The 20944-nt window shown below is 58.7% G+C and carries 17 protein-coding genes; 9 read left to right on the top strand and 8 right to left on the bottom strand.

The features are described from left to right. Positions 1-9: 9 nt before the first annotated feature. Both EDC30_RS13255 and EDC30_RS13250 read left to right on the top strand, forming a co-directional pair. Positions 10-1227 carry a beta-hydroxybutyrate-binding protein gene (locus EDC30_RS13255; RefSeq protein WP_132259322.1) on the top strand — a complete coding sequence of 406 codons (1218 nt, stop codon included), beginning with the start codon at positions 10-12 and terminating at the stop codon, positions 1225-1227. A 56-nt stretch (positions 1228-1283) separates the two neighbouring features. Further along, positions 1284-2435 (top strand): E22 family MetX-like putative esterase, encoded by a 1152-nt coding sequence (locus EDC30_RS13250; RefSeq protein WP_165973822.1) that lies wholly within the window; start codon positions 1284-1286, stop codon positions 2433-2435. 56 nt (positions 2436-2491) lie between these two features. Here EDC30_RS13250 and EDC30_RS13245 read toward each other — a convergent pair whose 3' ends face one another. From EDC30_RS13245 to EDC30_RS13230, 4 genes are read right to left on the bottom strand one after another with little or no spacing between them, the layout of a single operon-like run. Beyond that, positions 2492-4048: a DHA2 family efflux MFS transporter permease subunit gene (locus EDC30_RS13245; protein WP_132259320.1), complete on the bottom strand. Its 1557-nt coding sequence runs from the start codon at positions 4046-4048 to the stop codon at positions 2492-2494. Positions 4049-4055: 7 nt separating this feature from the next. Then, positions 4056-5264, bottom strand: coding sequence for an HlyD/EmrA/EmrK family protein (locus tag EDC30_RS13240; RefSeq protein WP_132259319.1), 1209 nt, complete (start codon positions 5262-5264; stop codon positions 4056-4058). Between the two features lie 38 nt (positions 5265-5302). Further along, positions 5303-6772, bottom strand: a complete 1470-nt coding sequence (locus tag EDC30_RS13235; RefSeq protein ID WP_165973821.1) for an efflux transporter outer membrane subunit — start codon at positions 6770-6772, stop codon at positions 5303-5305. Positions 6773-6793: 21 nt separating this feature from the next. Further along, a complete protein-coding gene (locus EDC30_RS13230) occupies positions 6794-7240 on the bottom strand; it encodes a MarR family winged helix-turn-helix transcriptional regulator (protein WP_132259317.1) in 447 nt (148 codons plus the stop codon). A 184-nt stretch (positions 7241-7424) separates the two neighbouring features. Here EDC30_RS13230 and EDC30_RS13225 point away from each other — a divergent pair, with 184 nt between their 5' ends. Genes EDC30_RS13225 through EDC30_RS13215 form a run of 3 tightly spaced genes read left to right on the top strand, consistent with a single transcriptional unit; the run spans position 7425 to position 10504 of the window. Then, positions 7425-8813, top strand: a complete 1389-nt coding sequence (locus EDC30_RS13225) for a replicative DNA helicase (RefSeq protein ID WP_132259316.1) — start codon at positions 7425-7427, stop codon at positions 8811-8813. A 43-nt stretch (positions 8814-8856) separates the two neighbouring features. Then, positions 8857-9483, top strand: a complete 627-nt coding sequence (locus EDC30_RS13220; protein WP_132259315.1) for a DUF47 domain-containing protein — start codon at positions 8857-8859, stop codon at positions 9481-9483. 13 nt (positions 9484-9496) lie between these two features. Further along, positions 9497-10504, top strand: coding sequence for an inorganic phosphate transporter (locus EDC30_RS13215; RefSeq protein ID WP_132259314.1), 1008 nt, complete (start codon positions 9497-9499; stop codon positions 10502-10504). A 106-nt stretch (positions 10505-10610) separates the two neighbouring features. Here the strand turns inward: EDC30_RS13215 and EDC30_RS13210 are convergent, their stop codons facing one another. From EDC30_RS13210 to EDC30_RS13195, 4 genes are all read right to left on the bottom strand, one after another. Next, positions 10611-12998 carry a hybrid sensor histidine kinase/response regulator gene (locus EDC30_RS13210; protein WP_132259313.1) on the bottom strand — a complete coding sequence of 796 codons (2388 nt, stop codon included), beginning with the start codon at positions 12996-12998 and terminating at the stop codon, positions 10611-10613. Positions 12999-13163: 165 nt separating this feature from the next. Further along, positions 13164-14828: a PhoH family protein gene (locus tag EDC30_RS13205; RefSeq protein WP_132259312.1), complete on the bottom strand. Its 1665-nt coding sequence runs from the start codon at positions 14826-14828 to the stop codon at positions 13164-13166. 170 nt (positions 14829-14998) lie between these two features. Next, the gene (locus EDC30_RS13200) at positions 14999-15475 is read right to left on the bottom strand and encodes a peroxiredoxin (RefSeq protein WP_132259381.1); all 477 of its coding nucleotides are present in this window, start codon (positions 15473-15475) and stop codon (positions 14999-15001) included. Between the two features lie 118 nt (positions 15476-15593). Then, the gene (locus EDC30_RS13195; protein ID WP_132259311.1) at positions 15594-15980 is read right to left on the bottom strand and encodes an Mth938-like domain-containing protein; all 387 of its coding nucleotides are present in this window, start codon (positions 15978-15980) and stop codon (positions 15594-15596) included. A gap of 290 nt (positions 15981-16270) precedes the next feature. Between EDC30_RS13195 and EDC30_RS13190 the strand changes: the two genes are divergently transcribed. Genes EDC30_RS13190 through thrC form a run of 4 tightly spaced genes read left to right on the top strand, consistent with a single transcriptional unit; the run spans position 16271 to position 20914 of the window. Further along, the gene (locus tag EDC30_RS13190; RefSeq protein WP_132259310.1) at positions 16271-17494 is read left to right on the top strand and encodes a pyridoxal phosphate-dependent aminotransferase; all 1224 of its coding nucleotides are present in this window, start codon (positions 16271-16273) and stop codon (positions 17492-17494) included. 31 nt (positions 17495-17525) lie between these two features. Beyond that, on the top strand, positions 17526-18836 hold the full coding sequence (locus EDC30_RS13185) for a homoserine dehydrogenase (RefSeq protein ID WP_132259309.1): 1311 nt from the start codon (positions 17526-17528) through the stop codon (positions 18834-18836). 49 nt (positions 18837-18885) lie between these two features. Beyond that, a complete protein-coding gene (locus EDC30_RS13180; protein ID WP_243656780.1) occupies positions 18886-19422 on the top strand; it encodes a GNAT family N-acetyltransferase in 537 nt (178 codons plus the stop codon). 31 nt (positions 19423-19453) lie between these two features. After that, positions 19454-20914: a threonine synthase gene (gene thrC / locus EDC30_RS13175; RefSeq protein ID WP_132259308.1), complete on the top strand. Its 1461-nt coding sequence runs from the start codon at positions 19454-19456 to the stop codon at positions 20912-20914. Positions 20915-20944: the final 30 nt, after the last annotated feature.

Genomic DNA, 20944 nt, shown 5'->3' with positions numbered 1-20944 from the left:
AGACAAGATATGAAACTCAAGAAATTGGCATCGTTCATGTGTGCAGCGCTGGGTTCGCTGGCCATACAGAATGCACAGGCAGCGGACGCGATTTCCGATGGCGTCGTCAAGGTCGGCGTGATGACTGATATGTCGGGTGTGTATTCCGCCCTGGCCGGTCAGGGCAGCGTGGTGGCGGCGAAGATGGCGATCGAGGATATCGGCGGCAAGCTGCTGGGCAAGCCGGTCGAACTGGTATCCATCGATCACCTGAACAAGCCGGACATCGCCGCTTCCAAGGCGCGCGAATGGTTTGACAACGACAAGGTGGATATGATCACCGACCTGGTGACTTCCTCCGTCGGCCTGGCGGTGCAACAGGTGGCCCGGGACAAGAACCGCATCACCATCAACTCCGGCGCCGGCAGCACCGCGCTGACCAACAAGAACTGCTCGCCGACCGGCATCCATTGGGCGTACGACACTTATGCGCTGGCCAACGGCACTGGCAACGCGATGGTCAAGGATGGCAACGATAGCTGGTACTTCGTCACTGCCGACTATGCGTTCGGCCACTCGCTCGAAACGGAAACCGCGAACGTGGTGAAGGCCAATGGCGGCAAGGTGCTGGGTTCGGTGCGCCATCCGCTTTCGGCATCGGATTTTTCTTCCTTCCTGATTTCGGCGCAGAGTTCCGGCGCCAAGGCGATTGGCCTGGCCAATGCCGGTGCCGACCTGACCAATGCCATCAAGCAGGCACGCGAGTTCGGCATCAACAAGAAGCAGAAGCTGGCTTCGCTTTTGATGTTCATCACCGACGTGCACGGCCTCGGGCTGGAAAGCGCCCAGGGACTGTACCTGACCGAAGGCTTTTACTGGGACATGGACAATGAAACGCGCGCCTGGTCTAAGCGGTTCTTCGAGCGTCACAAGAAGATGCCGACCATGGTCCATGCAGGCGTGTATTCATCGATGATGCATTACTTCAAGGCGATTCAGGCGGCAGGCACTGACGAGGCGCAGGCAGTGATGGCCAAGATGCGCGAATTGCCGGTGAAGGATTTCTTCGCCAGGAATGGCAAGTTGCGCGCCGACGGCCGCATGGTGCATGACATGTACCTGATGCAGGTGAAGGCGCCGAACGAATCGAAGTATCCGTGGGATTACTATCACATTCGCCGCGTGATTCCCGCAGACCAGGCATTTATGCCGCTCGACAAGAGCGAATGCCCGCTGGTGAAAAAATAATCTGATCGGCCGGCCTGTGCCGGCCATTTATTGAAAAAGGGAAGAAGATGGGTGGAATGGATCGAGTGTTCGAAACAACGCGCGCCAAAGGAGAGGTCGGCGTGGTGGAAAAGAAGGTTTTCACGATGCCTTCGTACACAACCCTCGGTGGCAAGACTATCCGCGATGTGCGTATCGGCTATGAAACTTATGGCAAGCTCAATGCGCGTGGCGACAATGCCATCTTTATCGCGCACTATTTTTCCGGCACGTCGCACGCGGCAGGCCGGTATGCGCACACCGATGAAGAGCCGGGTTACTGGGATGCCATCATCGGTCCGGGCAAGGCGATCGACACCGATCGTTATTTCGTGGTCAGCGCCGACACGCTCGCCAACGTCAATACCGGCGATCCGAACATGGTGACGACGGGTCCGGCCAGCATTAACCCGGACACTGGAAAACAGTATGGCCTGGATTTCCCGGTCGTGACAATCCGCGATTTCGTCAACGTGCAAAAGGCGCTGGTCGATGCGCTCGGCATTCGCAAACTGCACGCGATGGCCGGACCTTCGATGGGCTCGATGCAAGCCATCGAATGGGCCACGGCTTATCCCGAGATGGTCGAACGGGTCGTGGCGGTGATTCCTGCCGGATTGGAGGCCGATCCTTACCTGGTCGGCATGCTTAACGTGTGGACAGCGCCAATCCTGCTCGACGCGGCGTGGAACAATGGCGACTATCAGGGCGCGCAAGGTCCCATCAAAGGACTGGCGATGGCACTCAAGACAATCACGCTGAACGGCCGCCATCCGGGGTGGGCCAATGCCGCGTTTGGCCGCAAATCTGAAGAGGGCGGGGATTTGCTGCAGGATCTTTCGGCAAGGTATGCGATTGAAGCCGTGCTGGATAAAGTCACCACCGACAGGGTCGCAACACTGGATGCCAATTCATTGTTATATACCGCCAAGGCATGCCAATTGTTTTCGCTTGGTCATGAGGGCAAGCTACTCGATGCCGTTGACCGCATTCAGGCGCGCGTGTTGATGATGCCTGCGGCTTCCGACCTGCTCATGCTGCCGCAATATGCCCAGAAGGCCGTCGATGTGCTGCGTGCACGAGGAAAAAACGTCGAATACGCCGTGCTGGAGGGAGAGGGCGGTCACTTCGACGGCTTGCTCATCATCGAACAGGCGGACGCGGTGTTGAGGAAATTCCTGGAAAATTGAACGTAGCCTTCCTTTGGGCCGCCCCAGGGTCGGGGCGGCTTTTTCGGCGGCGCCGCTCAATGCCCTCCCGATAAGGGCGCCGTCAATTTTTTCGGCTTGGTCAGCCAGACCAATCCCGTCAGCGCGAAGAACGCCAGCGCGCAATAACCGAAGAACTCATTGGTCGCCATCATGTAGCTTTGCGCGGTGATGGTGCGCTCGACTGCGGCATATGCCTGTTCCAGCGTGAGCCCGGCGGCTTGCAAGGTGTTCAGATAGCTGTTGCTGGTCGGGGAATATATCGATATGTTCTCCACCAGGCGCGCATGGTTATCGACGGCGAAGTGATCCCACATGGTGACGCTGATGGCGGTGCCCATTGCCGCGCCAAGCGTACGCAGGAAGTTCGACAGGCCTGAAGCCGCTGCCATGTTGTCCGGCGTGATATTCGACAGCATCAGCGACTGCACCGGCATGAAGAAGCAGGCCATGCCGATGCCTTGCACCAGGCGCGGCGACACGATGGTCCAGAAATCCGCGTCGAGCGACATGAAGCTGTTCCAGAACGATACGCCGCCCAGGATGATAAAGGCGCAAGTCGCCAGGACGCGCAAGTTCAGCTTGGCGATATTGCGGCCAATAATAGGAGACAGAATCAGCGTAAAGAAGCCGAGTGGAGCCATTGCCATGCCGGCCTGCGCGGAGGTATAGCCCATCACCGATTGCAGCCACAGCGGAAAGACAACCACGGTACCGAAATAGGTCATGAAGCCGACGGACAGCAGGATCACGCCATAGCGGAAGTTGACATCCCTAAGCAGGTGCAAGTCGACGATCGGATGTGTCGATGTCCATGCCCAGGCGATGAAGAAGGTCAGCGCCACGGCAGCCACGATAGCCAGCGTCGTGATGAAACTCGAAGCAAACCAGTCGTATTCGCGACCGATCTCCAGCATCAATTGCAGGCTGCCGACGCCGACAATCAGCAGGATGAGACCGATGAAGTCGAGCGGTTGCCTAGTGATGGCAGAGTCGCGTTTCTTCATCAGCGTCCAGACCGTGATGCTGCCGAACAGGCCGATCGGGATATTGATGAGGAAAATCCATGACCAGTGATAATTGTCGCTGATGTAACCGCCCAGCAGCGGTCCGCAGATCGGCGCCAGGATGATGGTCATCGCCCACAGGCCAAGCGCCGCGCCGCGCTTCTCCGGCGGGAAATTACGCACCAGCAGGGTTTGCGATAGCGGCACCATCGGCCCCGAGACCAGGCCCTGCAACAGGCGGAAGAAGACCAGCATCGGCAGGTTGGTCGAGAAAGCCGCCAGTGCTGACATTGCCGTGAAAGCCAGGACCGACATGGTAAACAGCTTGACCTCGCCGACGCGGCGCGCCAGCCATCCGGTCAATGGAACTGCAATCGCCGCCGCCACCGAATAGGCGCTGATGATCCAGGTCCCTTGCGTGGTCGAGACGCCCAGCGAACCGGCAATGGTGGGAATCGACACATTGGCGATGGTGATATCGAGGATTTCCATGAAAGTCGATATCGCCGTCGCGATGGTCAACAGCAGCAGCGCCGGCCCCTGCAGAGGAGCCAAGGCGACAGGTGCTGCGGAAGCGGGTTTTTGCATGACAGGCTTATTTCAGGTTGGCGGCGATGATGGCGGCAGAGCGCGACTTGGCCAGCGCATCGATCGAATTCAGGAACGCCGGCGCGGCCTTCAGCACGCCATCTTCGGAGGTCGCGGTGCGATGGCTGCTCTTGCTGCCGATGATTTCGCCGCTCTGGTCATGCACATCGATTTCGACAGTCATCGACAAACCGACGCGCAGCGGATGTTCCTGCAACTGTTTCGGATCGAGCGTGATGCGCACCGGCACACGCTGCACGACCTTGATCCAGTTGCCGGTGGCATTCTGTGCCGGCAGCAGGGCAAAAGCCGAGCCGGTGCCGGCTGCCAGGCCGGCAACCTTGCCGTCGTATTCGACCTTGCTGCCGTACAGGTCGGCTACCAGTTTGACCGGCTGGCCGATGCGGACGTGGCGCAATTGTGCTTCCTTGAGGTTGGCATCGACCCACAGCTGATCGAGCGGCACGATGGCCATGAGCGGCGTGCCCGGGGTGATGCGCTGGCCGACCTGGGCATTGCGCTTGGCAATCTCGCCGCCAACCGGCGCATACAGGGTGGAACGCGCCTTGGCCAGCATGACTTCCTGCAGTCTTGCAGCGGCACGCTGCACGTTCGGATGCTCGGCAGGCGTAGTGCCTTCGGTCAGCGCGCGGCCCGAAGCCAGCTGTTCGCGGGCAGCAGCGACGGCGGCTTGCGCGGTTTTCACGGCCAGTTCGGCATGGCGGATTTCTTCGGCGGATACCGCACCGGAACCAGCCAGGTCCTTGCGGCGCTTCAGGTCGTCTTCGACGCGCGCCAGCTCGGATTCGCGCAAGCGGAGGTTGGCCTGGGACTGGGCTTGCGATGCATACAGCGTGCGCACTTCACGCACGGTCTGCGCCAGCTGGGCTTCGGCCTGGGTGATGGCGACTTCGGCATCGGCGGTGTCCAGGCTGATCAGTTGCTGACCGCCTTTGACGATATCGGTATCGTCGGCCATGATCCTGGTGACCGTGCCGGCGACTTGCGAGGTGACCTGCACCACGTTGCCTTGCACGTAGGCGTTTTCGGTTTCTTCATAAAAGCGGCTGTACATGAACCAGTACAAGCCCCAGCCGATGCCGGCCAGGATGAAGATCGCAGCGATCGTCAGCAGGATTTTCTTGCGTTTTGGCGAACCGTTGCCTGCAGCGGCAGGGGCGCCCGCCTGGGCTGGCATATTGGGCGTATCACTCATGGTTTCTCCGGGTATGTCGTATAGATGGAATCGGCTAATTAATGTTTGTTGGTAGCCAGCGGCGCGGCATTGTCATGGAAGCCGCCGCCGAGCGCGCGCACCAGCGCGACCTGCAAATCCAGGCGGCGCGCGCGCAAGTCCGCTGCGGCACGACGCTGCGCCAGCAATTGCGTTTCGACTGTCAGCGCCGTCAGATAGGGCGACAAGCCGCCGCGATAGCGCAGCATGGCAACGCGATAGGCTTCCTCGGATGCGGCCAGTGCAGCTTGTGTTGCCTCTTCTTCCGTCGAGAGCGCGGCGATGCGGGTCAATTGTTCCGCCACATCCTGTGCCGCCGTCAGTACTGACTGGTTGTATTGCGCAATGGCGCCATCGATATCGGCAACCTTGCCGGCATAGTTCGCCCGCAGGTGGCCGCTGTCGAACAGGGGCAGATGAATTGCCGGGCCGATGCCGGATACCATGCTGCCGGCGCTCAGCAGGTTGTTCAGGCCGATTGCCTGGAAGCCGAGAAAAGCGGTCAGATTAATGTTCGGATAAAACTGCGCCTTGGCGGCATCGGCGTCACCCAGTGCCGCCAGGATGCGGGCGCGTTGCGCCGCCAGTTCGGGACGACGCGCCAGCAGATCCAGCGGCAGATTCTGCGGCACGGCATAGGCAGGCGCCGACAGGGCGGGGCGGCCGATCTCCCTGGCGGCCGTCGGCATCTGTCCGCTCAGTGCCGCAAGTTGCAGGCGCGTAGCCTCCATCGACGTATTCAATTGCGCCAGGTCGGCGCGGATCGACGCTTCGCTCGATTCGGCCTGCTTTTGTTCCACGCGGGTATCCAGGCCGCTCTTGATGCGCTGATCCGTCAGGGTACGGATCGATTGACGCTGCTTTTGCGTGGCCAGCAATACATCCTGTAATTCATATTGCGCGGCAAGCTGCGCATAGCTGCGGGCAATCGAGGTGGTCAATGCCAGCCGGGCGGCATCGTGATCGTAGCGGCTGGCATCCAGCTGAGCATTGGCGGCGCGGATCAGGGCGGCATTGCGTCCCCATAAATCGAGATCGAGGCCGAAATCGATGGCCGCGCGTCCCGTGCTGACATATTCGCCGCCCTTGCCTAGCGGCGGCTTGGGCATGACGTAATTTTCCGACTGGCGGCCATAGCTGGCGTCGGTATTCAGCGTGGCCTGCGGGCCGCTGCCTGCATTGGCCAGCGAGCTTGCCGCCTGGGCGCGGGCGATGCGCGATTGCGCCAACGCCAGCGACGGGCTGTTGGTCAGCGCCTGGTTCATCAGGCGGTCCAGCTGCGCGTCGCCAAATGCGCGCCACCAGTCTTCATGGGGCCAGGCGTCCTGCGTCTGTTGAGCGGCTTGTATCGCCGGCAGATTGACTTGCTCGATAGCCTTGGCGCCCGGCGCGATGCCCTGATAGCTGGCGCAAGCGCCCAGCAAGGCGGTCATTGCTGCGCACAAGGGCAGGCGCAGGCTGGATAGCTGGAACAGCGAGGCTGTTTTCATTCGGTTCATATTTAAAAGTAATCAGGAATTGGCAATCATGCGACGCAGGAAGTCTTTTAACTGCGCCACTTCCTGTGCGCTGAATCCGCGCAGATGGTGGTTCAGCGCATCGATCGTCACCTGGGTCATTTGCTCCGACAATTGCTTGCCCTTGTCGGTCAGCTCCACCAGGATGACGCGCCGGTCTTCATTGCTGCGCACGCGCTGGATGAACTCCTTGGCTTCAAGACGATCGAGGATCCGGGTAATGGCGCCGGAATCGCACATCATCTCGCGCGCCAGGTCGGCGGCCGTGCTGGCATGTCCATGCACCAGTTTAAGGAGGATGCCGAGCTGCGCCGCGGTCATGTCGTACTCGCCGAGGGCGCGGTCCAGCGTTTGCGTCAATTGACTGCCGGTGCGGCGCAACAGATAACCGATGCTCTCTTCAAGCGAGTAGTTTTTCAGGCTGTAAGGAAAACTGGTCACGATGAGGCATAAAAAACTGAATGGCTTCAATTTAGCTGCCTAGGCAGTAATTGTCAAGGCAGTGAAGTGTCTGATGTTCTAAATTCAATACTCTGTTATCAGTCTGGTAATGAAAGTTGTGTGGAAGTGAAATTGGGCAATTTGTCGCTGTGGGCGCGCAAGGCGAGCGGGTATAATTCGCGGCATGAACAATCGCGCCGATCCACAACTTGAATCCCTTCGCATCCCGCCTCACTCCATCGAAGCGGAACAATCTGTTCTAGGCGGTTTGCTTCTTGATAATGCGGCTTATGACCGCATTGCCGACACCGTCACGCCGGAAGATTTCTATCGCTATGATCATCGTGTCATCTTTCAGCACATTATCAAGCTGATCAGTGCGGGCAAGCCGGCGGACGTCATTACTGTTTTCGAAGCGCTGGGCACAACCGGCAAGGCCGAGGAAGTCGGCGGGCTCACTTATCTGAATGCTCTGGCGCAAAACACACCGTCGGCAGCGAATATCCGCCGCTATGCGGAAATCGTGCGCGACCGTGGCGTGCTGCGTAAATTGATTACGGTTTCCGACGAAATCTCTACCCAGGCTTTCAATCCGCAGGGCAAGGAAGTCAAGCAAATGCTTGACGAAGCCGAATCCAAGATCTTCGCCATCGCCGAAGAGGGCGCGCGAGGCGCCCAGGGCTGGCTGGAAATCCAGCCGCTGCTGACCCAGGTGGTCGAGCGCATCGACGAGTTATATAACCGCGACAACACCAGCGATGTCACCGGCGTGCCGACCGGCCTGATCGATCTCGACAAGATGACATCCGGCCTGCAGCCGGGCGATCTGATTATTGTTGCCGGTCGCCCATCGATGGGTAAGACTGCGTTTTCTGTCAACATCGGCGAAAACGTCGCCATCGAGAGCGGTTTGCCAGTGGCGATCTTTTCGATGGAAATGGGCGGCACCCAGCTGGCCATGCGTATGCTGGGCTCGATCGGCAAGCTCGACCAGCACCGCCTGCGCACCGGCCGCCTGATCGACGAGGATTGGCCGCGCCTGACGCATGCCATCCAGAAGCTGAACGATGCCCAGATCTTCATCGATGAAACACCGGCATTGAACCCCATCGAGCTGCGTGCCCGTGCGCGCCGTCTTTCCAGGCAATGCGGCCGTCTGGGCTTGATCATCATCGACTACCTGCAGCTGATGTCCGGTAATTCTGCCGGTGAAAACCGCGCCACCGAAATCTCGGAAATTTCGCGAAGCCTCAAAGGATTGGCCAAGGAACTGAATTGCCCGGTGATTGCACTGTCCCAGTTGAACCGTTCGCTGGAACAGCGTCCCAACAAGCGACCGGTGATGTCCGACTTGCGCGAATCCGGTGCTATCGAACAAGATGCCGACGTCATTTTGTTCGTTTACCGAGACAAGGTGTACAACCCCGACACGCCCGACCAGGATGCGGCCGAGATCATCATCGGCAAACAGCGTAATGGTCCGATCGGCACGGTGCGGTTGACCTTCCTCGGCCAGTACACCAAGTTCGTGAATTATGCCGGCGCCGGCTCAGCCTTCATGGACAGCGAATAACCATCACTATTGACAAGACTACAACTTCGGAAGAGAGCAAACCATGTTCGGACGATTGATGCCCACGGAAGGCAAATTCTTCGATTATTTCAATGAGCACGCCGAATTGTGCGTCAAGGGCGCTGCGGAAATGGTCGCCATGATGACCAATTTCGATGACCTGGAAAATCGCGTGCATGCGATCGAAAGCATCGAAAAGCAGGCTGACAAGGTGACGCATACCACGATCGATATGCTGCACAAGACGTTCATCACGCCGCTGGATCGTGAAGATATTCACCAGTTGATCACGCGCATGGATGATATTCTCGACCTGCTAGAGGACGGTGCGCAAACCGTGTCGTTGTACGACATCACCAATACCACGCCGGAAGCCAAGCGCCTGGCGGAACTGTGTCTTGCGTCCGCCCAGAAGGTCAAGGAAGCGGTGAGCTTGCTGCACAATATGGATAACTCGCGCCGCATCCTGGAAATCTGCACCGAGATCGACCGTCTCGAGGCCGATGCCGATCACGTCATGCGTGCCGCCATGTCCAAGCTGTTCCGCGAAGAGCCGGACGTGCGCAACCTCATCAAGTACAAGGCAATCTATGAAATCCTGGAAACGGTGACGGACCGTTGCGAGGATGTTGCCAATATTCTGCAGGCCATTATCGTCGAAAACGCATAAGCGGTCGGAATCCATGCAGACATTACAAATCAGTATTTACGTCCTGGGTTTCTTGATCCTGCTGGCGTTGCTGTTCGATTTCATGAACGGCTTCCATGACGCTGCCAATGCCATCGCCACGGTCGTTTCCACCGGCGTGCTGCGACCGCAGACGGCAGTCATGATGGCGGCATTTTTCAACTTCGTCGCGATTTTCATCTTCCACCTCAAGGTAGCGACGACGGTCGGAAAAGGCACCATCGATCCGAACGTGGTGGACCATTACGTGGTATTCGGTGCGCTGGTCGGCGCCATTGCCTGGAATGCCATCACCTGGTATTACGGCATTCCATCCTCGTCTTCGCATGCCCTGATCGGCGGCCTGGTCGGCGCGGCGGTAGCCAAGGCCGGCACCGGCTCGCTGGTTGCCTCGGGCCTCATCAAGACCATCAGCTTCATCGTATTGTCGCCGCTGCTGGGCTTCATCTTCGGCACCATGATGATGGTGCTGGTGTCGTGGCTATTTGTGCGCAGCACGCCCGGCAAGGTGGACAAGTGGTTCCGCCGCCTGCAGCTTATTTCCGCATCGATGTATAGTCTGGGTCACGGCGGCAATGATGCGCAAAAGACCATGGGCATCATCTGGATGCTGCTGATCGCCGCCGGCGTGACGACCGCGAAGGATCCGTTGCCGCTGTGGGTGATCATCTGCTGCTACATGGCCATCGGCCTGGGCACGCTGTTCGGCGGCTGGCGCATCGTCAAGACCATGGGCCAGAAGATCACCAAGCTCAAACCCGTTGGCGGCTTCTGCGCCGAGACCGGCGGCGCCATCACGCTGTTCGTGGCAACAGCGCTGGGCGTACCGGTTTCCACCACGCATACCATTACCGGCGCCATCGTCGGGGTTGGCTCGGCCAGGAAGATGTCGGCGGTGCGCTGGGGCGTGGCCGGTAATATCGTCTGGGCCTGGATCTTTACTATCCCGGCATCGGCTTTCATGGCAGCGATCGCCTGGTGGATCGGTACCTTGATCCTGTAATTCCTGGCGGCCCAACCGATAACCCCTGATTTTGTATGCCATGGCATCGAATCAGGGGTTTTTTTGTTGGTTGGCAGGGCTATTAGCGGGTATTTTGTCGCGCTTACTATTGAGGCTTGAGCTTCGTGAGCACGTCGAGGACGTCGTTCAGCGCGGCGGGCTTGACCAGGTGGTAGTCAAATCCCGCTCGCATCGCGCGTTCTCTGTCTTTGGGCTGACCATACCCGGTCACCGCAACAATCAGTGACTTTGACGTTTCCGGAAGCGCGCGTATCCGCCGCGCCAATTCATAGCCATCCATGTCCGGCAAGCCGATGTCAAGGAACAGGGCGGAAGGCGCGCTACGTTGGGCGGCAGACAAGGCATCGTGCGGACGGTAAGCTATTTCCACTTCGTGTCCCAGGGATTCGAGCAATAGCGACAGCATTTCGGCGGCATCCCTGTTGTCGTCGACGATCAGAACTTTGGCCTTGCCGGATTGATGCGGCAATCCGCTCCGCACATTCTGCTGGGCAGTGTCCGAGTCGGGGCGGCTCACGCGCGGCAAGCGAACGGTAAACGTGCTTCCATTTCCCAATCCGCGGCTTTGCGCCGATACCGTGCCGCCCTGGAGTTCCACCAGGCTTTTGGCCAGCGCTAGGCCCAAGCCCAGTCCGCCTTGCGCCCGGTCTGCCGACCTCTCCGCCTGCGTAAACAGTTCGAATATGTAGGGCAGCAGGGTTGGCGCGATCCCTGCGCCGTTGTCGATTACCGCAACTTCAACGTGTTCAGCATCGGCGCCGAGGTACAGCGTGATGCGTCCCTCGGCCGGTGTGTATTTGGCCGCGTTGTTAAGAATATTGGCGAAGACCTGGATCAGGCGTGTACGGTCGCCCCGGACGAATACCGGCTCCTCGGGGAAATCGACACTGAAATGGTGGCGTTTCGTTTCCATGATGCCATGCACCTGTTCGATGGCTTCCGTCAGCAAGCCATTGATGCTGAGCGTTTCGTCATGCAGGGTGACGAGTCCGCGCGTCACCCTGGAAACGTCGAGCAAATCATCGACCAGGCCGGTCATGTGCTTGACTTGCCGGGTAATGATATCGCTGGTCTTGCGAACCCGGCCCTCATCGGACGCGCTCAACTTGAGAAGTTCGGCTGCAGTCGAGATGGGGGCCAGGGGATTGCGCAATTCGTGCGCCAGCATCGCGAGGAATTCGTCCTTGCGTCGATTGGCTTCTTTCAGTTCATTTTTCGCCAACTCGAGCGGGGTAATGTCGGTGCTTGTGCCGAACCACTGGACAATATTGCCCGCCGCATCACGCAACGGCGCGGCGCGGGTAAAGAACGAGTGGTATTCGCCGTTGGCGGCGCGCAGAGGAAACGACATCTCGAACGGCTGGCCGCTTTCGATGGATCTCTTCCATTTCTCGCTCACGCTCGGCACGGCGTCCGGGTGATGGGCCCGCTGCCAGCCCCATCCTCGCAATTCCTCCGGCCGCAGTCCGGTGTATTCGTAACACCTGTCGTTGTACCAGTGCACCCTGCCGTCAGGATCGGCCATCCAGGCCAGCTGTGGAATGGTATTGGCGAGTTGCCGCAACCGCTGCTCGCTTTCCTTCAGCGCACGATGCGCCTGTACGCCTTCCGTGACATCGCTTCCTTCGACAAAAATGCCGGAAATAATGCCCCGATGGTCGACCGTGGGCTGATAAATGAAGCTGACGAAGCGCTGTTCCAGCGGGCCATTTGCCTGGCGCTGCAGCATGGCGGGCAGCTCTTTTCCGAAAAACGGTTCGCCGGTGGCATAAACCTGGTCCAGGTGTTCGAAAAAGTGTTGGCCCTCCAATTCCGGCAGCGCTTCGCGGACGGGTTTGCCAAGGATGTCACGATGTCCGACGAGGCGGAGATAGGCGTCATTGGCGATATCAAAAATGTGGAGAGGGCCGCGCAGTACCGCGATAAAACCGGGCGCCTGCTGGAACAGGTTACGCAGGCGCTCGTGCTCCTCGGCGCGGTGGCGTTCTGCCAGCATCTGGTCCGTGGTTTCGGTAACGGCGCAAAACATGCCAGCCACCTTGCCGCTCTCCTCGCGCACCGGAGAATAGGAAAAGGTGAACCAGGTTTGTTCTTCGTACCCGTTGCGGTTCATGGTCAACGGCAGATTTCGATGGTAGGTCGAAATGCCTTGCATGGCCTGAGCAATGATGGGATGGATGTCATCCCAGATTTCAGCCCAGATATCCTGAAAGCGTCGGCCAATCGCTGCGGGATGTTTGGCTTCCAGGATTTCCGCGTAGGCGTCGTTATACAGAAAACCAAGTTCCGAGCCCCAGGCGACGAACATGGGAAATTTCGAGTTCAGTATCAACCCGACGATGGAGCGCAAGGATTGTGGCCATGACGCGGGTGAGCCGAGAGGCGATGTCGACCAGTCATGGTTGCGCATCAAGGCGCCGGTATCTCCACCATCGGCTAGGAATGCAAGTGCAGATACAGCAGGGCTATCCATGAGATCATGGCCTTTCGGTTAGCGCGAAAATTGAGAAGGAAGCAGTATATAGAGAGTAGACTTGCCGCATGCTCGTTTACATTCCTTGTCATGAAAAAAGCCTGCTTGATGAAGCAGGCTTTTTGCTTCCCTCCGTCTGCCGGCTTGCGCAGCCGGCATCAAGACTTACAACACGTCGCTGGCGTAGTCCGCTAGGCGCGAGCGTTCGCCGCGCGCCAGGGTGATGTGGCCACCATGGGGCCAACCCTTGAAGCGGTCGACCACGTAGGTCAGGCCGCTCGAGCCCTCGGTGAGGTAGGGCGTATCGATCTGCGCGATATTGCCCAGGCAAACGATCTTTGTGCCGGGACCGGCGCGCGTCACCAATGTCTTCATCTGCTTGGGCGTAAGATTCTGCGCTTCGTCGATGATGAGATATTTATTGACGAAGGTGCGGCCGCGCATGAAGCTCATCGACTTGATCTTGATGCGTGAACGGATCAGGTCTTGCGTGGCGGCGCGGCCCCATTCGCCGGCATCGGAATCCGACTTGTTGAGCACTTCGAGGTTATCGTCGAAGGCGCCCATCCACGGCGACATTTTTTCCTCCTCGGTGCCCGGCAGGAAACCGATATCCTCGCCCACCGGCACGGTGACGCGGGTGACGATGATTTCATTGTAGAGCTTGGTTTCCAGTACCTGCGCCAGACCTGCTGCCAGCGCCAGCAAGGTCTTGCCGGTACCCGCCTGGCCCAGCAGCGTGACGAAGTCGCACTCCGGGTTCATCAGGATATTGAGGGCGTAATTCTGCTCGCGGTTGCGTGCCGTGATGCCCCAGACATTGTTCTTGTTGTGGCTGTAGTCGCGCAGCGTCTGGATCACCGCAGTCTTGCCGTTGATTTGCCTGACCTGGCCATAGAAGGACGCTTCACCGTTCTTCGGCTCCAGGTACACGAACTGGTTTACCAGCATCGACGGCACCAGGGGGCCGGTGATGCGGTAAAACATCGCATTGACGCCGTTCTTGTTCTCCTGCCAGGATTCCATGCCCTTGCCATGCTTGTTCCAGAAATCATCAGGCAATTGCATGACGCCGGAATACAGCAGGTCGGTATCTTCCAGCACGTGATCATTGAAGTATTCCTCGGCCGGCAAGCCCATCGCCCGCGCCTTGATGCGCATGTTGATGTCCTTCGACACCAGCACGATAGGGCGGTTGGGGTACTCGGTTTCGAGAGCGCGCACCACGGCGAGGATCTGGTTGTCGCCTTTGCCCATGGGAAGGCCTTCGGGCAGTGTGCCGCCCTGCAGCTTGGTCTGGAAGAACAGGCATCCCTTGGCATCCTTGTTTCCCAGTTTGGAAAGCGGAATGCCGTGCTCGATTTCCTGCTCGCCGGTGCCGCTGACGAGCTCGTCCAGATAGCGCGATACCTGGCGCGCATTGCGGGCCACTTCCGACATTCCCTTCTTGTGGTTGTCGAGTTCTTCCAGCGTCATCATCGGCAGGAAGACATCGTGCTCCTCGAAGCGGAACAGCGAAGTCGGGTCATGCATCAGCACGTTGGTATCGAGCACGAACAGCTTGGTCACGCCGAGCTTGTCGCCCACGCGGCTGGCAGCCGACTTGATGCGCGAATCCACGACGGTTTTCTGCTGACGGCTGCCGCGGGATTTGGCTTCGGAAGAGGGGAGTTTGCTGCGGGCGCTGGGCGCCTCGAGAGGCGGTGCAGTTTCTACGGCGGGGGTTTCTACCAGGGTCAGAGGTTTGGCGGGCTTTCCTTTTTCCAGTTTCGGGTAATCCGTCGGAGACAGGATCGTTGCGGGTTTGGCCGGCATTTTGGGCAGGGGCATCAAGACCTCACTTTAGACGTAGGAGAAAGGCCACTTGGATCATGGCGTGGCACAAGCCATACAGAAAAAACGGAAGGTGAAACAAAAAAGCCGTTCCGGATGGTTGGCACCATCGCAGGTAACGGCTTTTTTAAAAGTAGAATAATTTTCGATTTCAAAGACTTGGCAACTCAGGCAAGCGTCTTCACATACTCCAGTACTTCGTCCACGTGTCCCGGGACTTTCACTCCACGCCATTCTTTCACCAATTTGCCGCTGCCGTCAATCACAAAAGTGCTGCGTTCAATACCGCGCACCTGTTTCCCATACATCATCTTTTGTTTCATGACGTTGAAGAGGGAACAGAGGCTTTCATCCGGATCTGAAATCAGATCGAAAGGCATGTCCAACTTGCCCTTGAAATTCTCGTGCGAACGCATGCTGTCGCGACTGATGCCGAAAATCTCGGCATTCGCGGCTTTGAAGGCTGGATGCAAATCGCGAAAGCGCAGGCTTTCTGTAGTGCAGCCAGGCGTATTGTCTTTCGGGTAAAAATACAATACCAGGGTCTTGCCACGATAATCCGACAGGGTAAATGTCTGTTCGCCGGTCATCGGCGCGGAAAACTCGGGGACGCTCTGGTTAAGGGCGGGAGGGCTTTCTGCCACGGGGATCTCCTGGTGATGGTCGTCTGTGCCCGGTAGGGCGGATATTCCTGGCCTACACAGATTGGGACGAATTTCCAAGTTTCAAGTCTTTTAATGCAAATTCAGTATTTCAATACTGTCATGCTTGTTTGCCGTCTTCCAGAATGAGCGCCAGCGCTACCCGGCGGCCTTCTGCCATCAGGATATTGTAAGTCCGGCATGCCGCCTTGTTATCCATCGATTCGACGCCAACCTGGCGCGCAGTCAGCGAGGCGATCAGCTTGGGATGGACAAAGCGCTGTTTGCTTCCGGTACCCAGAATGACGACATCCGGGGCTGCTGCACTAATCGAGGCAAAATTTTCCGGCGTGAGGGCGTCGAAGGTGGTCACCGGCCATGCCTGCGGTTCAGATTCCGGCATCACGAACAGGCTGTGACGAAAATAGACAGCATTGATTTCCACGCCATTTTCATCATAGGCAGTCACGGTCTGGTATTGCCGGGTGTCGGTAGTGTGTAGTTTCATATCAGAATTGCAAGAAACGGTTGCGATGCTTCATGCCGAACGCAGCAAAGTATGCTTAACATTCGGGCAATTGCGGTGATGGACCATTGTACCGCGTCTGGCTGGAGGAAGATGGGCAGAGCCAATGCCGTTCTTCATGCCAGAGTGTTACGCGCTTGTCATTGATAAATACGGGCGCTTTCGGCACAATGGACGCTTTTCGCGCCGCAACACGCGCGCCGATGCCAGCCAGTCAGGAAGCGGACTGCATCGGGAAATTTCATGCTTCAGTTTCAAAAGGAATGGCAGCTGTGCAACCGATTCGGAAATCGAAAAAACTGGACGAGGTCTGTTACGACATCCGCGGCCCGGTGCTGGAAAAAGCCCGGAAAATGGAAGATGAAGGGCAAAAGATTATCAAGCTCAACATCGGCAATCTCGCGGCGTTCGGCTTCGATGCGCCCGACGAGATCGTGCAGGACATGATCCGCAACCTAGCCAACTCCTCCGGCTATACCGATTCCAAGGGCCTGTTTGCCCCGCGCAAGTCGGTCATGCACTACACGCAGGAAAAGAAAATCGCCGGCGTGACCATCGACGATATCTACCTGGGCAATGGCGCGTCCGAACTCATCGTCATGGCGATGAACGCGCTCCTGAACAGCGGCGACCAGGTGCTGGTGCCGGCGCCGGATTATCCCTTGTGGACCGCCGCCGTCAGCCTGTCCGGCGGCACGCCGGTGCATTATGTCTGCGACGAGCAGGCCGACTGGACGCCGGATATCGAAGACATCAAGAAAAAAATCACCAGCAATACCAAGGCCATCGTCGTCATCAATCCGAACAATCCGACCGGCGCGCTGTATCCGGTCGAAGTGCTGCAGCAGATTATCGAAGTCGCGCGCCAGCACAACCTGATCGTGTTCGCCGACGAGATTTACGACAAGGTCCTTTACGACGGCAATACGCATACCTCGATCGCTTCGCTGGCTGATGACGTGCTGTTCATCACTCTCAATGGCCTGTCCAAGAACTACCGTTCCTGCGGCTATCGTTCCGGCTGGATGGTGGTCTCCGGCGAGAAGCGCCACGCGAAGGATTACATCGAGGGCTTGAACATGCTGGCGTCGATGCGCCTGTGCGCCAACGTGCCGGGGCAATACGCCATTCAGACCGCATTGGGCGGTTACCAGAGCATCAATGACCTGGTGGCGCCGAATGGACGCCTGACGCGTCAGCGCGACCTGGCGCACAAGATGCTGACGGATATTCCGGGCGTTACCTGCGTCAAGCCGAAGTCGGCCTTGTACATGTTCCCGCGCCTGGACCCGAAAATGTACCCGATCACCGACGACCAGCAATTCGCCTATGAGCTGCTGGCCGAAGAGCGCGTGCTGATCGTGCAGGGCACCGGCTTCAATTGCCTGACGCCTGATCATTTCCGCGTGGTGTTCCTGCCGAACGTCGATGACCTGACTGAAGCGATGTCGCGCATCGCCCGTTTCCTCGACGGCTATCGCCGGCGCATCCGCTAAACTGCATTCCATCCTTTATAAGAATTACGATATGAAACCAATCAAAGTAGGTCTGCTCGGCATCGGCACCGTCGGCTCGGGCACGTTCAATGTCTTGAAACGCAACCAGGAAGAGATCGCCCGCCGCGCCGGCCGCAGCATCGAAATCGCCATGGTCGCCGACCTCAACACCGAGCGCGCGCGCGAACTGACCGGCGGCACGGTGGAAATCGTCAATGACGCCAACCTGGTGGTGAACAATCCCGAGATCGATATCGTTATCGAACTGATCGGCGGCTACGGCATTGCCAAGGACCTGGTCCTGAAAGCGATCGCCAACGGCAAGCATGTCGTCACCGCCAACAAGGCCCTGCTGGCCGTGCACGGCACCGAGATCTTCAAGGCCGCGCAGGAAAAGAATGTGATGGTGGCCTTCGAGGCAGCTGTTGCAGGCGGCATCCCCATCATCAAGGCCTTGCGCGAAGGCTTGACCGCCAACCGCATCCAGTGGATCGCCGGCATCATCAACGGCACCACCAACTTCATCCTGTCCGAGATGCGCGACAAGGGCCTGGACTTCGATACCGTGCTGAAGGAAGCGCAGCGCCTGGGCTATGCCGAAGCCGACCCGACCTTCGACATCGAAGGTGTCGACGCCGCCCACAAGGCGACCATCATGGCCTCGATCGCTTTCGGCATCCCCGTGCAATTCAACAAGGCGCACGTGGAAGGCATCACCAAGCTGGAAGCCATCGATATCAAATATGCCGAGCAGCTCGGCTACCGCATCAAGCTGCTGGGCATCGCCCGTCGCACGCCCATGGGCGTGGAGCTGCGCGTGCATCCGACCCTGATCCCGGCCAAGCGCCTGATCGCCAATGTCGAAGGGGCGATGAATGCAGTGGTGGTGCAGGGCGACGCCGTCGGCCCGACCCTGTACTACGGCAAGGGCGCCGGCTCCGAGCCGACCGCATCGGCAGTGATCGCCGACCTGGTCGACATCGCCCGCCTGGCCACCGCCGATCCGGAAAACCGTGTGCCGCACCTGGCCTTCCAGCCGGACGCCATGTCCGATCTGCCGATCCTGCCGATCGAGGAAGTCACGACCAGCTATTACCTGCGCCTGAATGTGGCGGACCGTCCGGGAGTACTGGCCGACATCACCCGCATCCTGGCTGATGCCGGCATTTCGATCGACGCCATGCTGCAGAAAGAGCCGGCGGAAGGCGAGACCCGCGCCGATATCATCCTGCTGACGCACCAGACTCAGGAAAAGAATATCCTGGCGGCGACTGCGCGCATCGAAGCCTTGCAGACCGTGGCGCCCGGCATTACCCGCCTGCGCCTGGAAGAACTGAGCTGATCCAGGTTCGCGGGGCGCGTGCAATTGCGCCCGCGCCGAAGTTATCGTAATGCCGCGTATGCGCTATTCCGTGCGGATCATGAGGCCGCAAGACATTCCTTCCGTGTTGCGCATCCAGGCCGAATGTTATGCGCCGGCCATGGTGGAGGATGAATCCACCATACGACGCCGGCATGAAATTGCCCCGGACACGGCATGGGTCGCCGAGGATGAGGAGGGCATTTCCGCCTACCTCGTTGCTTATCGCTCCAGCCTGGGAAAGATCACCAGGCTGGGTGGCAATTTCGAGAATTCGGCCGCGCCAAATTGCCTGTACTTCCACGATCTGGCGGTCGCCGGACGATTCAGAGGGCAGGGCGCAGCCGGTGCGCTGGCTGAATTTGCCTGGAACGAGGCGCAGCAGGATGGCCTGGCATATTCCAGCCTGGTGTCGGTGCAGGATTCAAGGGCATACTGGGAAGCGCTGGGATACCGGGCGTACCAGGAACTGGCGCAGGCACAGCAAGCCAATCTGAACAGTTACCCGGGGCCGGCCTGGTACATGGTAAAAAGTCTGGCCGGTCTAACCGGGGCAGCGACGTTATAATTGACCGCATAACACTATTCTTTCTATTTCCATGCAATACATTTCGACCCGCGGCCAAGCGCCCGCCCAATCCTTTTCACAAATCCTGCTGGGCGGCCTGGCGCCGGATGGCGGACTGTACTTGCCGGCCGAATATCCGCAAGTAACGGGCGCAGAACTCGATGCCTGGCGCAAGCTGTCGTATGCCGACCTGGCTTTCGAAATCCTGAAGAAGTTCGCCACCGATATTCCGGAAGGCGATCTGAAGGCGCTGGTGCACAAGACCTATACGCCGGAAGTGTATTGCAATGTCCGCAAAGGGGATGACCCGGCACAGATCACGCCGCTGCACGTGCTGGAAGAAAAGAATGGCAACAAGCTGGTGCTGCAGGCGCTGTCGAACGGTCCGACTCTGGCGTTCAAGGACATGGCCATGCAATTGCTGGGCAACCTGTTCGAATATGCGCTGGCCAAGCAGAATGCAGAGTTGAATATTTTCGGCGCGACTTCGGGTGACACCGGCAGCGCGGCGGAATACGCCATGCGCGGCAAGAAGGGCATCCGCGTCTTCATGCTGTCGCCGCACAAGAAGATGAGCGCGTTTCAGACTGCGCAAATGTTCAGCCTGCAGGATCCGAACATTTTCAACATCGCCATCGAAGGCGTGTTCGACGATTGCCAAGACATGGTCAAGGCCGTGTCGAACGACCTCGAGTACAAGAACCGCCAGAAGATCGGCACGGTCAATTCGATCAACTGGGCGCGCGTGGTGGCTCAGGTGGTGTATTACTTCCGCGGCTACCTGGCGGCGACCACCAGCAACGACCAGAAAGTATCGTTCACCGTCCCGTCCGGTAACTTCGGCAATATCTGCGCCGGCCATATCGCCCGCATGATGGGCCTACCGATCGACAAGCTGATCGCTGCCACCAACGAAAACGATGTGCTCGACGAATTCTTCCGCACCGGCGTCTACCGCGTGCGCAAGTCGGCAGAGACTTATCACACTTCCAGCCCCAGCATGGATATCAGCAAGGCGTCGAACTTCGAACGTTTCGTATACGACTTGCTGGGACGTGACAGCGCGCGCGTGGCGGCCCTGTTCAAGAAAGTCGAGACCCATGGCGGCTTCGATTTGTCCGGCAAGCCGGGCAGCGATGGCGATGAATTCAAGAAGGTGGCGCAGTATGGGTTCCTGTCCGGGAAGTCCGTGCATGGCGACCGCGTGGCGACCATCCGTGACATCCATGAAAAGTATGGCGTCACCATCGACACCCATACCGCCGACGGCGTGAAAGTCGCGCGCGAAAACCTGACGCCGGGTGTGACCATGATCGTGCTCGAAACCGCCTTGCCGGCCAAGTTCAACGAGACCATTCAGGAAGCATTGGGCCGCGATGCCGAGCGCCCGGCCGGTTTCGAGAATATCGAAGCCCTGCCGCAGCGCTTCCATGTCATGCAGGCGGACGTAGCGCAGGTCAAGCAATACATCGCCGAGCATACCGGCTTGTAACCAGCTCATACGGCAGGAGCGGATGATGGA

It is taken from the genome of Paucimonas lemoignei, from assembly GCF_004342585.1.
Lineage (GTDB): Bacteria > Pseudomonadota > Gammaproteobacteria > Burkholderiales > Burkholderiaceae_D > Paucimonas > Paucimonas lemoignei.
Note: the sequence above shows the minus strand (reverse complement) of the source record. Positions and strands in the feature narration are given on the sequence as shown.

Excerpts from the sequence above, each read along its gene's own strand:
- EDC30_RS13240 (WP_132259319.1), bottom strand. The coding sequence starts at position 5,264 with ATGAGTGATACGCCCAATATGCCAGCCCAGGCGGGCGCCCCTGCCGCT.
- EDC30_RS13250 (WP_165973822.1), top strand. The coding sequence starts at position 1,284 with ATGGATCGAGTGTTCGAAACAACGCGCGCCAAAGGAGAGGTCGGCGTG.
- EDC30_RS13255 (WP_132259322.1), top strand. The coding sequence starts at position 10 with ATGAAACTCAAGAAATTGGCATCGTTCATGTGTGCAGCGCTGGGTTCG.
- thrC (WP_132259308.1), top strand. The coding sequence starts at position 19,454 with ATGCAATACATTTCGACCCGCGGCCAAGCGCCCGCCCAATCCTTTTCA.
- EDC30_RS13215 (WP_132259314.1), top strand. The coding sequence starts at position 9,497 with ATGCAGACATTACAAATCAGTATTTACGTCCTGGGTTTCTTGATCCTG.
- EDC30_RS13245 (WP_132259320.1), bottom strand. The coding sequence starts at position 4,048 with ATGCAAAAACCCGCTTCCGCAGCACCTGTCGCCTTGGCTCCTCTGCAG.
- EDC30_RS13225 (WP_132259316.1), top strand. The coding sequence starts at position 7,425 with ATGAACAATCGCGCCGATCCACAACTTGAATCCCTTCGCATCCCGCCT.
- EDC30_RS13195 (WP_132259311.1), bottom strand. The coding sequence starts at position 15,980 with ATGAAACTACACACTACCGACACCCGGCAATACCAGACCGTGACTGCC.
- EDC30_RS13210 (WP_132259313.1), bottom strand. The coding sequence starts at position 12,998 with ATGGATAGCCCTGCTGTATCTGCACTTGCATTCCTAGCCGATGGTGGA.
- EDC30_RS13220 (WP_132259315.1), top strand. The coding sequence starts at position 8,857 with ATGTTCGGACGATTGATGCCCACGGAAGGCAAATTCTTCGATTATTTC.
- EDC30_RS13205 (WP_132259312.1), bottom strand. The coding sequence starts at position 14,828 with ATGCCCCTGCCCAAAATGCCGGCCAAACCCGCAACGATCCTGTCTCCG.
- EDC30_RS13185 (WP_132259309.1), top strand. The coding sequence starts at position 17,526 with ATGAAACCAATCAAAGTAGGTCTGCTCGGCATCGGCACCGTCGGCTCG.
- EDC30_RS13180 (WP_243656780.1), top strand. The coding sequence starts at position 18,886 with ATGCCGCGTATGCGCTATTCCGTGCGGATCATGAGGCCGCAAGACATT.
- EDC30_RS13235 (WP_165973821.1), bottom strand. The coding sequence starts at position 6,772 with ATGAAAACAGCCTCGCTGTTCCAGCTATCCAGCCTGCGCCTGCCCTTG.